Source organism: Gordonia sp. NPDC058843, assembly GCF_042743165.1.
Classification (GTDB): Bacteria; Actinomycetota; Actinomycetes; order Mycobacteriales; family Mycobacteriaceae; genus Gordonia.
The window spans coordinates 51,144-65,435 of record NZ_JBHYNC010000001.1; the positions used below are offsets into that span (position 1 = coordinate 51,144).

At 67.7% G+C, this 14,292-nt stretch carries 15 protein-coding genes and 4 tRNA genes; 5 read left to right on the forward strand and 14 right to left on the reverse strand.

The genetic code is table 11. The annotated features are described in order from the left end of the window. Window positions 1–43 precede the first annotated feature (43 nt). From ACFW3F_RS00220 to ACFW3F_RS00270, 11 genes are all read right to left on the reverse strand, one after another. On the reverse strand, window positions 44–811 hold the full coding sequence (locus ACFW3F_RS00220; protein ID WP_388053138.1) for a hypothetical protein: 768 nt from the start codon (window positions 809–811) through the stop codon (window positions 44–46). Between the two features lie 11 nt (window positions 812–822). Then, a complete protein-coding gene (locus ACFW3F_RS00225) occupies window positions 823–1,689 on the reverse strand; it encodes a PP2C family protein-serine/threonine phosphatase (RefSeq protein WP_388053140.1) in 867 nt (288 codons plus the stop codon). A 131-nt stretch (window positions 1,690–1,820) separates the two neighbouring features. Next, entirely contained in the window at window positions 1,821–2,732 is a 912-nt protein-coding gene (pdxS, locus tag ACFW3F_RS00230) for a pyridoxal 5'-phosphate synthase lyase subunit PdxS (protein ID WP_388053142.1), read from the reverse strand. Window positions 2,733–2,825: 93 nt separating this feature from the next. Continuing rightward, entirely contained in the window at window positions 2,826–3,371 is a 546-nt protein-coding gene (locus tag ACFW3F_RS00235; protein ID WP_388053144.1) for an NUDIX hydrolase, read from the reverse strand. Continuing rightward, window positions 3,371–4,495, reverse strand: coding sequence for a glycosyltransferase family 4 protein (locus ACFW3F_RS00240; protein WP_388053146.1), 1,125 nt, complete (start codon window positions 4,493–4,495; stop codon window positions 3,371–3,373). Before ACFW3F_RS00240 ends, ACFW3F_RS00235 begins: the two co-directional genes overlap by 1 nt. Before the next feature lie 46 nt (window positions 4,496–4,541). After that, the gene (locus ACFW3F_RS00245; RefSeq protein WP_388053148.1) at window positions 4,542–5,468 is read right to left on the reverse strand and encodes a phosphatidylinositol mannoside acyltransferase; all 927 of its coding nucleotides are present in this window, start codon (window positions 5,466–5,468) and stop codon (window positions 4,542–4,544) included. After that, window positions 5,465–6,205, reverse strand: coding sequence for a phosphatidylinositol phosphate synthase (gene pgsA / locus ACFW3F_RS00250; RefSeq protein ID WP_388053150.1), 741 nt, complete (start codon window positions 6,203–6,205; stop codon window positions 5,465–5,467). Before pgsA ends, ACFW3F_RS00245 begins: the two co-directional genes overlap by 4 nt. A 97-nt stretch (window positions 6,206–6,302) precedes the next feature. After that, complete coding sequence (locus tag ACFW3F_RS00255; RefSeq protein ID WP_388053152.1) at window positions 6,303–6,866, reverse strand: HIT family protein; 564 nt, start codon at window positions 6,864–6,866, stop codon at window positions 6,303–6,305. Next, complete coding sequence (gene thrS, locus ACFW3F_RS00260; protein ID WP_388053154.1) at window positions 6,859–8,952, reverse strand: threonine--tRNA ligase; 2,094 nt, start codon at window positions 8,950–8,952, stop codon at window positions 6,859–6,861. The genes ACFW3F_RS00255 and thrS overlap by 8 nt, the downstream gene beginning before the upstream one ends. Before the next feature lie 121 nt (window positions 8,953–9,073). Then, window positions 9,074–9,598 (reverse strand): TIGR02611 family protein, encoded by a 525-nt coding sequence (locus ACFW3F_RS00265; protein WP_388053156.1) that lies wholly within the window; start codon window positions 9,596–9,598, stop codon window positions 9,074–9,076. 56 nt (window positions 9,599–9,654) lie between these two features. Further along, complete coding sequence (locus ACFW3F_RS00270) at window positions 9,655–11,052, reverse strand: glycosyltransferase 87 family protein (protein ID WP_388053158.1); 1,398 nt, start codon at window positions 11,050–11,052, stop codon at window positions 9,655–9,657. A gap of 115 nt (window positions 11,053–11,167) precedes the next feature. Here ACFW3F_RS00270 and ACFW3F_RS00275 point away from each other — a divergent pair, with 115 nt between their 5' ends. Continuing rightward, the gene (locus ACFW3F_RS00275) at window positions 11,168–11,758 is read left to right on the forward strand and encodes a hypothetical protein (RefSeq protein WP_388053160.1); all 591 of its coding nucleotides are present in this window, start codon (window positions 11,168–11,170) and stop codon (window positions 11,756–11,758) included. A 101-nt stretch (window positions 11,759–11,859) separates the two neighbouring features. On the opposite strand, the gene ACFW3F_RS00280 is transcribed toward ACFW3F_RS00275, so the two are convergent. Next, window positions 11,860–12,213: a hypothetical protein gene (locus ACFW3F_RS00280; protein ID WP_388053162.1), complete on the reverse strand. Its 354-nt coding sequence runs from the start codon at window positions 12,211–12,213 to the stop codon at window positions 11,860–11,862. Continuing rightward, window positions 12,210–12,584 carry a DUF732 domain-containing protein gene (locus ACFW3F_RS00285; RefSeq protein WP_388053164.1) on the reverse strand — a complete coding sequence of 125 codons (375 nt, stop codon included), beginning with the start codon at window positions 12,582–12,584 and terminating at the stop codon, window positions 12,210–12,212. Before ACFW3F_RS00285 ends, ACFW3F_RS00280 begins: the two co-directional genes overlap by 4 nt. A 250-nt stretch (window positions 12,585–12,834) precedes the next feature. On the opposite strand from ACFW3F_RS00285, the gene ACFW3F_RS00290 reads away from it, so the two are divergent. After that, the gene (locus ACFW3F_RS00290; protein ID WP_388053166.1) at window positions 12,835–13,602 is read left to right on the forward strand and encodes a GTP pyrophosphokinase family protein; all 768 of its coding nucleotides are present in this window, start codon (window positions 12,835–12,837) and stop codon (window positions 13,600–13,602) included. An 89-nt stretch (window positions 13,603–13,691) separates the two neighbouring features. Here ACFW3F_RS00290 and ACFW3F_RS00295 read toward each other — a convergent pair. After that, a tRNA-Val gene (locus ACFW3F_RS00295) sits at window positions 13,692–13,763 on the reverse strand. Between the two features lie 253 nt (window positions 13,764–14,016). Between ACFW3F_RS00295 and ACFW3F_RS00300 the strand changes: the two genes are divergently transcribed. The 3 genes from ACFW3F_RS00300 (at window position 14,017) to ACFW3F_RS00310 (ending at window position 14,281) form a co-directional block, all read left to right on the forward strand. Beyond that, window positions 14,017–14,089, forward strand: a tRNA-Gly gene (locus ACFW3F_RS00300). 22 nt (window positions 14,090–14,111) lie between these two features. Then, window positions 14,112–14,185 (forward strand) — tRNA-Cys (locus ACFW3F_RS00305). 21 nt (window positions 14,186–14,206) lie between these two features. Then, window positions 14,207–14,281: transfer RNA gene (locus ACFW3F_RS00310), tRNA-Val, on the forward strand. Window positions 14,282–14,292 lie beyond the last annotated feature (11 nt).

Sequence of the window (14,292 nt, forward strand, 5' to 3'; positions counted from 1 at the left end):
ACGACGAAGCCGCAGGTCAGAGGGGTCGTCACAGAATCCGGACTCAGCCGGCGGCGTTCCTGGCCGCCTCGGCGTCGATGAGTGGGAGGTCCTCGCGGGTGACGATGCGCGACGACACCGCGTACTCCACGAGCTTGGTCCGTCGGTTGCTGGCGAGTTTGCCACCCCCGCCGCGCATTCCGCTCACCCCGAGTTGATCGAGCTTGTCGCAGACGTTGTCGAGCTTGCGGTTGAACTTGGTCAGCGGCCAGCCCAGCCGGCGGGCCGCCTGCGCCGACGACGGGATGGCACTCGAGCCGGTCCCCTCGCGCCGCAGGATCTCCTCGGCCAGCACGATGATCAGCAGCTTCTGGCTCTCCGTGAGCGTCGGTACGCCCTGGGTGGTGTGCCCCCCGCTGTACTCCGGGCGCGTCACCGATTTCACCTGCGGCGCGCGGGCGAACAGGCTCAGCTCATAGGTGGTCGGACCCGCGGTGAAGACGATGGTCGTCTCCCCGAAGACCAGCGGCATCCGCGCACCCGGCCCCAGCGTCGCGGAGAACCCGACGTCTCCCGCCGAGACGCTGGCCGACAGGTGCGTTCCCAGGTTGGTGAGCCACCAGAGCCCGTTCTCGTTGTGGATCACCAGGAATCGCCGATGGAGGTAGGGGTTGTCGTCGATCGACAGATCCGCCTCACGACCGATGAAGAACCGGCGGTCGGCATCGAGGGCGATGCGCTCGCCGCAGTACTCGACGTAGGTCGCGCCGGCATCGAGCGCGGCGTCGTCGGCGTCTGCGGGGGTCGCGGTCCGGTCCTGACCCGTGGACATCAGCTCTCCGATCAGCTCGGGTCGGGGGCCGGAGCCTGTCCGGCGGCATCTCCCTGCGCCGAACCGTCGAGCGCGGGCATCGTCAGGGTCGGGACCGACTCGTGCACGCCCACGACGATGACGGTGACGTTGTCGTGCGCCCCGAGAGCCAGTGCGGCGTCGACGAGCCGCTCGGCCGCCTGCCGGGAGTCCGACGCGTTGCGCAGGATGTCACCGATCTCCTCGTCGGGCAGTTCCCCGGTCAGTCCGTCGGTGCACAGCAGCAGCACGTCGCCCGGGAAGGCGGGCGTGCTCGAATAGTCGGCCACCGGGTCGACCATGCCCGCACCGAGAGCGCGGGTGATCACGTTGCGGCGCGGGTCGGTTCGCGCCTGCTCGGGGGTCAGGAATCCGGCGTCGATGAATTCCTGCACCTGCGAGTGGTCGGTGGTGAGCTGTTGGAGATAGTCGTTCTGGAACCGATAGGTGCGCGAGTCCCCGATGTTGAGCACGAGCCAGTGCGGGGCCTGCTCGTCGGTGACGAGCACGATGCCGGTCGCGGTGGTACCCGCCCGCCGGTCGGTCTCGGTGTCGATCTCCCCTATGCGTCGCTGGGCCGCGAGCAGCAGGTCGTCGAGCTGCAGTTGGGTGGCCTTGAGCTCGCCGGCGCTGGTGGCCTCCGACAGCGTCAGCAGTGCCGCCTCGCTGGCGAGCTCCCCGCTGTCGTGTCCGCCCATGCCGTCGGCGATGAGGTACATACCCGGCAGAGCCAGGGCCGCATCCTCATTGGTCTCTCGTACCCGCCCCACGTTGCACGCGGCGGACCACTCGAGCCGCAATTCACCCACGATGTGTGTGCCCGAGACCGAGGCGTCTCGGACGATGGTCGCCGCATCCATGATCAGCAGATACTACCGCCGCGGAGCCCCTGACCCGCTACGCATGTCGACTGTTCGGTGTCGGGCGTGTTGAGGAGGGGTTCCGCGGCGGACGGCGGTCCGTCTGACCACCTATGATTCGGTCGGACCGGTCACCAGCCGCGCTCGGCGAGACGGTGCGGCTGCGGGATGTCGTCGACGTTGATGCCGACCATCGCCTCGCCCAGACCGCGCGAGACCTTCGCCAGCACGTCGGGATCGTCGTGGAAGGTGGTCGCCTGGACGATCGCCGCAGCGCGCTGTGCCGGGTTGCCGGACTTGAAGATGCCCGATCCCACGAAGACGCCCTCGGCGCCGAGCTGCATCATCATCGCGGCGTCGGCGGGGGTGGCGATGCCACCGGCGGTGAACAGTGTGACCGGCAGCTTGCCGGCCTCGGCCACCTCGGCCACGAGCTCGTAGGGCGCCTGCAATTCCTTTGCCGCGACGTACAACTCGTCCTTCGGCAGCGACGTCAGGCGCCGGATCTGATCACGGATCTGACGCATGTGGGTCGTCGCGTTGGACACATCACCGGTGCCGGCCTCGCCCTTCGAGCGAATCATCGCCGCACCTTCGGTGATCCGGCGCAGGGCCTCGCCGAGGTTGGTCGCACCGCACACGAACGGCACCGTGAAGGCCCACTTGTCGATGTGGTTGCTGTAGTCGGCCGGGGTCAGGACCTCGGACTCGTCGACGTAGTCCACGCCCAGGCTCTGCAGGACCTGCGCCTCGACGAAATGACCGATGCGGGCCTTGGCCATCACCGGGATCGACACCGCCGCGATGATGCCGTCGATCATGTCGGGATCGCTCATCCGCGAGACACCGCCCTGGGCGCGGATGTCGGCAGGCACCCGCTCGAGAGCCATGACCGCGACCGCACCGGCGTCCTCGGCGATCTTCGCCTGCTCGGGGGTCACGACATCCATGATCACGCCGCCCTTGAGCATCTCCGCCATGCCGCGCTTGACCCGGGCCGTGCCCTGGCCGACCTCGGGAACGGTCGCGCCGTTGTGACTCACTCAGATCTCCTCGTGTCGCAGTCTCGACCAGCCGCGATCGCGCGACGGTACGGCCACCAGTCTAGGTGAGCGGTGTGGAGCCCCCGACGAGGGTCAGTCCGTCTGGCCTGGGGTGACGCGCTCGATGATCTCGAAGTACTCCGGGGGCTTCGCGTGCCCGCCGAGGCGCAACCACCGGACGGGCCGGCGCTGGGCGAGGGCACGCGTGTCGCGCACGGCGTCGTTGTAGAACCGGCGCGCCATCATCACCCGCGTCTCGGCGTCGGCGAGTTCGACGACGAGGGCCGCTGATCGGCGATTCGGGTCGGTCCGCGCCAGGGCCGCCGACACCGCGTTCTCGGCATCCTCGCGTGCCGATGGAGCGGCACGCTCGGCGCGATCGGCCAGCAGCGCCAACTCCCGCGCCTGCGCGGCGACGTCGTCGCCGACGGCCTTGCGATATCCCCCGGCACCGTCGCCCGCGATCATCTCGGCGGACACGGCACGCACGACCACCGCGCGCCGGTCAAGGCTCGATTCGAGCGCCTGACGGGCGAGATCGACGCGCACGTTGAGGCGGTCGAGCCGGTTGGCCGTGTGGTAGGCCCAGCCCACCACGAGCAGCACGGCCACCACGCCGAGGACGATCCAGGTGGCCATCAGTCCGACACCACGACCGGACCGGCTCCCACCGTGACGGTGTCGTAGACCCGGAGGATCTGGTCGGCCACCCGCGACCAGTCGTACCTGTCGGCGCGGACTCGTCCGGCGGCCACGAGATCCGCACGCGCCTGGGGATCGGTGAGGAGATCGACGAGTCCGGCGGCGAGCTGATCCGGGGAGCCGGTCTCGACCAGACGCCCGGCCCGGCCGTCGTCGAGCACTCGCCGGAAGGCGTTCAGGGAGCTGGCGATCACTGCCGCCCCGGCGGCCATCGCCTCGACGAGGACGATGCCGAAGCTCTCACCGCCGAGGTTCGGTGCGCAGTAGACGTCGGCGGAGGCCAGCGCACGTGCCTTGGTCGCGTCGTCGACCTGCCCGAGGAACACCAGGTGCTCGGCAAGTGCGCCCGCCCGCCGGCGCAACGCGGCCTGGTTGCCGCCGCCGACCACCAGGACTCGCACGTACGGGAACTTCTCCACGACCGCGGGCAGCGCTCGCATCAGGACGTCGATGCCCTTGCGCGGCTCGTCGAAGCGACCGAGGAACAGGATCGTCCCGCCCGGATGCGGATAGCCCTCGAGGGGCTCCGCGTCCGCGAACGCCCCGACGTTGATGCCGTTCGGGATCTCGACGGCATCCGAGCCGAGCGACTCCATCTGCCACCGGCGCGCAAGCTCGGAGACGGCGATCTTGCCCGCTATCCGTTCGTGATACGGGCGCAAGACTCCCTGGAAGGCGCTCAGCCACAACGACTTCGAGGTGGCGGTGTGGAAGGTGGTGACAATCGGACCGGAAGCCACCATGAGCGACAGCATCGAGATGCTCGGCGAGTTCGGTTCGTGGACGTGCAGGACGTCGAAACCGTTCTCGGCGACCCAGCGGCGCATCCGGAGGTATCCCTTCGGACTGAAGTTCACCCGGGAGACCGACCCGTTGTACGGAAGCGCCAGCGCCGGTCCCGCCCGGACGACATAGTCCGGGAGTGCGGTGTCACGTGCGGCCGGGGCGAGCACGCTGACCTCATGACCGCGGGCGAGGAACACGTCGGCGAGTTCGGTGACATGGGCCTGGACCCCGCCGGGCACATCGAACGAATAGGGGCAGATCATCCCGATACGCAAAGCACTCCCCTGGTCGTCGTTCCCGAGTCCTGATCGTCGCGTCCGGTCATGGCGGCGGCCCGTCCGGCTGCTCCACGCGACCGCGTTGCCGCTCGCTCCAGTCGGCCTCCCACAGCGGCTGCAGCATGTGCCAGTCCGCGGGGTGCGCCGCGATGTTGACCGCGAAGGCGTCGGCCAGGGACTGGGTGGCGGACTCGATCCCGCCGGAGACGTCGATCGGCTCGCCGAGGCTCATGCGGGAGTACGGCGCCTCCTCGAACCAGTGATGGGCCGGCAACAGTGCTGCGCCGGTCTCGATCGCCAGTCGCGCCGACCCCGCCGGCATGCGGGTTCGTTCGCCGAAGAAGGTCACCGGAACCCCGTGCCGGGCGATGTCACGCTCGCCGAGCAGGCAGACGATGCCGCCGGCACGAAGCCGTTCGGCGAGCAGCCCGAAGGGTGGCTGCTCGCCGCCGCTCAGGGGAAAGATCTCGAAACCGAGCGATTCGCGGTATGCGACGAACTGGTCGAACAGCGACTCCGGCTTCAGACGTTCGGCCACGGTCGACAGACTGCCGTAATGATGGACCAGCCAGACACCGGCCATGTCCCAGTTACCGGTGTGCGGCAGAGCCAGGACGACCCCTTTGCCACGGGCGACTGCCGCGTCGAGTCGGGCTCGGTCCGCATCGGGGAGCACGGCGGTCTTCGCGACCGTCGCGGGATCCTGCGACGGCAGTCGGAAGGCCTCGCACCAGTAGCGCGCGTAGGAGCGCACCGCGTCGGCCACGAGGTCGTCGGGCACCTGTGCGGGATCGACGCCGAGGACCCGAGCGAGGTTGCGCCGCAACTGGTCCGGACCACCGGATCGGCGACCGGCATAATTCCCGGCACGGTCGAAGACGGCCCGGGCCGCCCGTTCCGGCGCCCGCCGTACCGCGGCCCACCCCGCCCGGTACCCGAGGTCGGCGGCCAACGCGCGGAGATCGGTCATCGCTGTCGCTCAGGTGGGATCTGGCCGTCCGTACCGGCAGTCGGACCCGAGTCCCCGAGATCTCGTGGGGCGTGCCCTGTTCCGGTGTTCTCGGATTCGGACTCTGCGGGCTTCGGGGTGATCGGGATGAGGTCCCGCGCGCCCGGGGACTGGGCGATCGACCACATCCGCTGCCCGACGGTGATCACACTGGCGACCGCGAGGAGCCACATCGCGACGTGCACGGCCCACCACAGGCCCAGACCCGTGAGCCCGGTGCCGACGAGCACGATGATGAGTCGGTCCGGCCGCTCGATCAGACCGCCGTCGCCGTAGAGACCACTCGCCTCCGCGCGGGCCTTGGCGTAGGAGATGACCTGCGAGGTCACCAGGCAGATCAGCGTCGCGACGAGCAGGAGGTCGTGGGGTTCGGTGACCGCGCACCACCACGCCAGGCCGGCGAAGATGGCGCCGTCGGCGACGCGGTCACAGGTCGCGTCGAGCACCGCGCCGAATCGCGTGCCGCCGCCCCTGGCGCGGGCCATCGCACCGTCGAGCATGTCGAACATCACGAACAGCCAGATCACCAGCGTGCCGACGAACAGGTGTCCCATCGGGAACAGCGTGAGGGCGGCTGCGACACCGGCCAGCGTGCCGATGACCGTCACCGAGTCCGGCGTGAGTCCAGTCCGCAAGAGCGCCCGACCGATCGGGAGGGTCACCTTGGAGACCGACGCCCGACCCAGAATGCTCAGCATCGCCGAGTTCCTCCCCCATCTCGCCGCACGTCGCGCGCCGACGCTTCCCGGTCACTCATCGTCTGACATCGCCTCACCTGATCGCACGCCGCGGACGTCAGTCGCCCAGCCGCTGCCAGGCGTCGGCCAGCAGCCCGCGGGTGTCCCGCAGCAACTGCGGCATGACCTTTGTCTCGCCCACGATCGTGATGAAGTTCGCGTCGCCCATCCACCGCGGCACGACATGCTGGTGGAGGTGTTCGGACAGCGAGCCGCCCGCCGCATAGCCGAGGTTCAGACCCACGTTGAACGCGTTCGGATTCGACACCGACTTGATGGTCCGGATCATCCGCTGCGTGAACGACATCAGCTCGGCTGATTCCGTGGCGGTGAGGTCCTCGAGGTCGGCGACCTGCCGGTACGGCACCACCATGGTGTGCCCGGGGTTGTACGGGTAGAGGTTGAGCACCGCGTACACGGCCTCGCCGCGGGCGACGATGAGGCCGTCCTCGTCGGACATGGTCGGGATGTCGAGGAACGGGTGACCGGTCTTCTCCGCGGGCTGCGGGTCGGCGATGTAGGTCATCCGGTGCGGACTCCACAGCCGTTGCAGGCGATCGCCGACACCGACACCCTCGTCCCGGATCTCGCCGGGCGCGTCCCCGAACGCGGCGTCACTCATCGAGCGCCCCCGCCACCACGACCGTCTCCACGTCGCCCAGGGCGGCCTCGATCAGTTCCTTGGTGGGCGACTCGTTGCGCCTGCTCCGGACCCACTCGACGATCACGGCCACCGCGGCGGCGACCGGCACGCCGTTGACCTGCGTGCCGTCGCGGAAGCGGAAGCTCACCGCGCCGGCCTCGACGTCGCGTTCGCCGGCCAGCAGCATGAACGGCACCTTGCCGGTGGTGTGGTTGCGGATCTTCTTCTGCATCCGGTCGTCGGAGGAGTCGACCTCGGCGCGGACACCCTCGGCGAACAGGTCGTCGACGACGCCCTGCAGGTGCTCGGCGAAGGCCTCGGCAACCGGGATGCCCACAACCTGGACCGGCGAGAGCCAGGCCGGGAACGCACCAGCGTAGTGCTCGGTGAGCACTCCGAAGAAGCGCTCGATGGACCCGAACAGCGCACGGTGGATCATCACCGGCCGGTGCTTGGCGCCGTCGGAACCGGTGTACTCGAGCTCGAACCGGTCCGGGAGCATCAGATCGACCTGGATCGTCGACATCTGCCACGTCCGGCCGATGGCGTCGCGGGCCTGCACGGAGATCTTCGGCGCGTAGAAGGCTGCGCCCCCTGGATCGTCGACGAGGTCGAGTCCGAAGCTAGACGCCGCGTCGCGCAGGACCTCGGTGGCCTCCTCCCATGCCTCGTCGGAACCGATCGACTTGTCCGGGTTGCGAGTCGAGAGCTCGAGGTAGAAGTCGTCGAGCCCGTAATCGCGCAGGAGATCGAGCACGAACTGCAGCAGCGACCGGACCTCTTCGCCCATCTGCTCGCGTGTGCAGTAGATGTGGGCGTCGTCCTGGGTGAAGCCACGCGCGCGGGTCAGGCCGTGGATGACACCGGACTTCTCGTAGCGGTACACGGTGCCGAACTCGAACAAGCGCAGTGGCAGTTCACGATAAGACCGCCCACGAGAGTTGAAGATCAGGTTGTGCATCGGGCAGTTCATCGGCTTGAGGTAATAGTCGATGGCCGGGCGGCGGACCGTGCCGTCGGCATCCTGCTCCTCGTCGAGTTGCATCGGCGGATACATGCCGTCGGCGTACCAGTCCAGGTGACCCGATTTCTTGAACAGATCCCCCTTGGTCGCATGGGGGGTGTACACGAACTCGTAGCCCGCCTGCGAGTGACGAAGTCGTGAGTAGTCCTCGAGTTCCTTGCGGATGATGCCGCCCTTGGGGTGGAACACCGGCAGGCCCGAACCGATCTCGTCGGGGAAGCTGAACAGGTCCAGCTCGGAACCCAGACGACGGTGGTCGCGCTTCTCGGCCTCTGCGAGCATCACCAGGTGCGCGTCCTGCGCCTCGGCCGACTCCCAGGCGGTGCCGTAGACGCGCTGGAGATCGGCGTTGGCCTGATCCCCGCGCCAGTACGCGGCCGAACTGCGGGTCAGCTTAAAGGCGGCGATGTACTTCGTGGTCGGAACGTGCGGCCCGCGGCAGAGGTCGCACCAGATGCGTTCGCCGGTACGAGGATTGAGGTTGTCGTAGACCGACAGTTCCCCACCACCGACTTCCATGACCTCGGCGTCGTCCGCGGCACCCTTGTCGTCGATGAGTTCGAGCTTGAACGGTTCACCGGCCAGTTCGGCGCGGGCCTCGTCCTTCGACGCATACACCCGTCGCGAGAACCGCTGCCCCGACTTGATGATCTGCTTCATCTTCTTCTCGAGGGCGGTGATGTCCTCGGGGGTGAAGGGCTCGGCGACGTCGAAGTCGTAGTAGAAGCCGTCCTTGATCGGCGGACCGATGCCGAGCTTCGCTTCCGGGAACAGTTCCTGGACCGCCTGCGCGAGAACGTGTGCAGCGGAATGCCGGATCACACTACGGCCGGCTTCGGTGTTCGCGGCAACCGGTTCGACGTCGGTGTCGGCGTCGGGTGCCCACGACAGGTCACGCAGATCACCGGCCGCATCGCGGACGACGACGATGGCCTCCGGCCCCTTGTTGGGCAACTCGGCCTCGCGCAGTGCGGTGCCCGCGGTCGTCCCAGCCGGCACACGGATCGTGGCGGGGCTGGTCACCTGGACGTCGTCGGGCACGGGGGCGCTCCTAGGGTCGGGGCGGACACGCGAAGACGCGTCCGGATCGGGACGTTTGCGACTCTGATGGTATCCGCGCCGCGTCGTCGCGGAGTGCACCCCTACCCTGCGCGCCGGGTCGTCAGCCGAAGACGGGACTCGCCAGCCAGCCGTAGTCGAGGCCCACCCAACCGGCGACGGTGTGCAGGGCGCCCAGAAGCCACAGGGTCGCGATGACGATCGCGCAGGTACCGAGCCAGAAGATCGCCTGCACCGACCAGTGCTGGTGACCCATCCATTCCATCCAGGCGTCGTACTTCGACCGCGCGAACTTCAGCAAGCGGTGCGCCCAGGCGAACTCGGACGCCAGGATCCCCAGTCCGAGGAACACGATGAGCCAACCGGGGCCCGGATATGGGATCGCGACGATGCCGCACAGCAGGACGATCGTGCCGATGGTTCCGACCGCGATGCGGTAGATGCCATGCCACTTCGGATTTCTGCGCACGATATAGCGACGATGACGAGCGTGGATGCGCAGACGGTGCCGCATGGACCCGCGGTCGGCGTCGGCACGCCCTGCGGCCGAACTCGGCCGCCGGCTCCGCGCGTGGTTCGGTGTGGACGTCTCGTTCACTCTGGACTCACTCGCCCCCGGTGTCGGCATCGTCTCCCACCCTGTTCGTTCGGCCCGGTGCCTGGCCCGGAAACGTGACGTCCAGGCTACGCGATGGAGCCGGCGTCCTCCGGCGCCGGCCGACGGGCCATACGACCCCGGCGCCGCGTCCGGGCGACGTCGAACAACGTCGCGAACACCGTCACCGCGAGCAGCAGCGGGTAGCAACCCGAGTACAGCACGACCAGCATGTCGCCGACGGCCGATCCGTTCCCGTCACGAGACATCATGAACAGGCCCAGCGCGATCGCGTGATCCGATGTCAGGTACGGACCGCTGTCCCACCAGTGCCGCCACCAGGTGAAGGTCAGACCCACCACGCCCGCCGGCGCGAGCCAGTACCACCATGTCGAGGCCGTGGTCCCCCGCCGCATGGCCAGGTCCAGCGCGATGACGAACAGAGGCACACACCAGACCCAGTGGTGGCCCCACGCGAAGGGCGAGACGGCACACATCGTCATCCCGACGATCGTTGCGGCGAGAAGGTCGCGCGAGTCGCGGTGGGCAAGGACCGCAGCGAGCAACCCGACTACGGCGACGATCAGTGCGAGCGGCAGCCACAGCCACCCCGGCGCCACGAAGACGGGCCCGCCGACTGCGCGCTCGGCGAATCGTGCGAGGTCGAAGTGGGCCAGCAGTTGCGACACGAATCCGCGCACCGACTGGTTGGCCGGTGAATCGGCCCGGCCGATGCGCTCGGTGTCGGTGAGGTGGCGGGTCCAGTACGCCCACGAGTCGGCCGGGACGACCAGGAATCCGATCGCCACGGTTGCCACGAACGTCGACACCGCTGTGACGGCCGCCCGCCATTGCCGGGTCGCCAGCAGGTAGACGACGGCGAACAGGGGCGTGAGTTTGATTCCGGCGGCGATCCCGATGGCCACGCCGCGCCACCGTGAGCATCTCCCGAGAAACACCAGGTCGGCGAGGATCAGCGTCATCACCAGGAGGTTGACCTGTCCCAGCCAGATGGTGGTGCGGATGGGTTCGAGGGCGGTCGACGAGATCGCGATCGACACGGCGAACACACCGAGACGGCCATCCACCCGATAGCCCAGACTTCGCAGGCTCATCACGACCACACCCGCAAGCGCAACGAAACCGATTGCCCACCAAGCGATCTGGGCAAGAGCTCCACCGAGGAGCGCCAGCGGGACGAAGACCACGGCGGCGAACGGCGGATAGGTGAAGTGCAGTCGCCACAGGACGGGGGCGTCGTACAGGGGCCCGGCGTCGAGCACGGTGGCGGCGCCTGCCCGGTAGACGCGGACGTCGGTGGCGTTCTCGAAGAGTCCGTAGAAGGGGTTGGTGATGGGGAACGCCGCGACGTGCCAGGCGATCACTCCGAGTGCGACGACGGCCGCGACGACGATCGCCGCCGTCGAGATCCGCGCGGGCACAGCGCGTGACGACTCCGGCAAATCGACGGCAGTCTTCGCGGCCACGCGGCGAGAGTACGCCCCGACTGTGAGCGTGATCACGCGAAACGCCGTGGGTGCGGTCGGTTGTTCGGCGGACAGTCGGGTCCCGACGGTTCGGGCCGGATTACCGTTGACCTCGGTGGGTGACGAGATCACCTTGGGGGACGACACCATGCGACCACTACGAACAAACCTCGGTTTCGTACTGACCATCGCGGCGGCAGCGCTGCCACTGACCATCGCCTGTGTCGATACCGGTATCGAGCCGGTCGCGGTGACGACGGCAACAGTTCCGAGGGCCCCGCAAGCGACCACCGTCGACGGCCCGCCACCACCGGTCCGCATCGCCGTCGAGACCCCACCCGAGATCGTGCGCCCGCGGATCGATCCCTGGCCGCTTCCCGACGACTCCGCGCTACGGCCGGACCAACGGCGCGCCGTCGAGATACTCGGTGATCTGTCGACGGGCAGCGACGGCGAAAGACTCGCCCAGAGGTCGACATGCCGCGTTCTGCGTGACATCAAGGCACCGCCCGCCGACGCCCTCGGCTGGCGGGTGCGCGTCGTCACCACGGTGACGATGCAGCACGGTCGCGCACTCCTCGCCGCACCACAACAGCGAATCGCAGACGACTCGGTCATCGTGCTGGCGCGGATCCTCGCCGAGATCGACGCTGCTGCGGGACCGCCGTACCGTCCCGTGTTCGTCCACGGGTGCAGTCCCTACTGACCTCAACCGATGGTCGCGCCGAACGCACGGAGATCCCGGTGTGCGGCTACCACTGCCACCGCAAACCGGCGCTGTTCGACTGCCGGCAGGTGGCGGTGCCGTCAGAAGTTCTCGTAGCGATACGCGTGGCGAGGACAGAGGTCCTGGGTCGCGTAGAGCAGGAACAGTCGCTGTTCGTACACGGGCTGGTAGCTGCCGTCAGGGTTGTAGAAGACCCGCTCGGCAACCTGGGTGTCCCGGTAGCGATCCATGACGCCGCAGGCTCGATAGCCACCCTCCACCATCTCGGCGTCGGTGGTGTACCGACCGTTTGGCCAGGCGGCAGTGGGCAGAGTCTGCGCCTTGTTGACGAACGCCTGCTCGGCAACCGTGATGGCGGACGCCTGCCCGGTGCCGGCGAGCAGCCCCGCACCCAGAGCCATCGTGGCCAGCATTCCGGTGATGAGTCGTTTCATGTGCAGAGCCTTGTCTGGGCAGCGTCGACGACGATGGCGGAGTTCTCCTTGCTGAGGAACAACCCATCCGCTGTGTACAGCGCGTGCGCGATAGAAGATGCCGAACGGCCCGTGCCCAACTGATCACAAACCCAGTAGCCGGTATGTAGTGCATCGTCGGCTGTGGTGAACCGTTTACTGCAGCCGCTGGTGCCGTCACCGGGATAATCGATGCACGACGCCGCTCCAGGAGGTGTCGTGTAGATACCGTGCGACTCCAGAACGGCGAGATAGTCGCCGCGCGCTGCTGAGGCGTCACCTGCACCAAGAGCGACGATGACAGCCGATGTGAGCACGGCGAGTACGCCGAGCCGGCCACAGCGTCGGGTCATGTCTGTCTCCAAGCGTCCGCCTGCAGCTGTGAGCCACCGATCGCCACAGCTGCCGCCGCATCGTATCCACCCGAGGCACCGAAAACTGGGGTCGATGGCATTGTTCATCCGATCAATCGAACGCGACCCTGACCAGCGAATCCGGTCCGCCGTCGCGCTCGGGTGGCGTGGCCGGCTCCCGCGGGCTTCTATCGTCGATGGTCGGTGGGTCGATTGGGCGTCCATCGGCTCGAGACACCGCGGAGGAGCGATGGCAGCATCCGGCGACAGCGACAGTTCGATCGACCGAGAGATTCTCGGCGATCTGGCGCGACTGCGAGACGACATGACCCGGTTCCAGATGGAACACCAGTTCGCGGTCGACGAGATCCTGACCAAGGTGACCATCCTGCGTACCGAGTTCCTCCACCTGCACCACTACAACCCGATCGAGCACGTGACATCGCGGGTCAAGACACCGGAGAGCATCCTGCGCAAGGCCATGCGCAAGGGCATCTCTCCCGATCTGCCCTCGATTCGCGCTCACCTGACCGACATCGCGGGTATCCGCGTCACGTGCAGCTTCATCGCGGACACGTACCGGATTCTGGAGACCCTCACGTCTCACGACGACATCCGGATCATCGAGATCAAGGACTACATCGCGGCGCCGAAACCCAACGGCTACAAGAGTCTGCACGCGATCGTCGCGATCCCGGTCTTCCTGTCCACAGGACCCGTCGACGTCGTGGTCGAACTCCAGATCCGCACCGTGGCGATGGACTTCTGGGCCACGCTGGAGCACAAGATCTTCTACAAGTACGACGGCCGGGTTCCCGACCACCTGTCCGCGGAGCTGGCTTCGGCAGCCCGCACGGCGAACGAACTGGACCAGCGGATGGAACGACTCCACACCGAGGTGCACGGCGACGGGTCCGATTCGGAGCGAAACCCCCTCGACGATGACGTGATCCGGTACCTGCAGCAAGCGCGTTCCGCCCGGCCGGCCACACCGGAACGCCGGACGCAATCGCCATGACCACGTAGGTGCCCCCGCACGGCGTCGCCGAACCGGGCCCCGACAACAAGAGCCCCGCCGAGGATTCGGCGGGGCTCTTGTCTGTTCGGTGGTCCCGGCTGGGATCGAACCAGCGACCTTCCCGGTGTGAACGGGACGCTCTTCCACTGAGCCACGGGACCGTGTCGGGCGCCTACTGTCGATGCCATGGGCGCCTGTGCACGAGCCAGAAGATTACACGGGATGCGCGGAACTCCCAAATTCCGGTGGTGGGCCATGTCACAGCGTCGCACCGCGCCCCACCGCCTGAATCACACGCTGGGGATTCACCCGCGGCCGCGCCTCTGACCAGGCGATTTGGATAGTTCGGAAACCATCGCGTAAGTTTCTCTTCGCACCGCGAGCAGCAAGATCCACAAGATCGCTCGTGGGCATGCGGATGTAGCGCAGCTGGTAGCGCATCACCTTGCCAAGGTGAGGGTCGCGGGTTCGAATCCCGTCATCCGCTCGGCGCGAGTCGACTCGCATCTGGTGGTGTGGCCGAGTGGTGAGGCAACGGCCTGCAAAGCCGTGTACACGGGTTCGATTCCCGTCGCCACCTCCAACGCTGCACAATTTCATACCCGCGCGATTAGCTCAGTGGGAGAGCGCTTCCCTGACACGGAAGAGGTCACAAGTTCAATCCTTGTATCGCGCACCACGACAAAACCC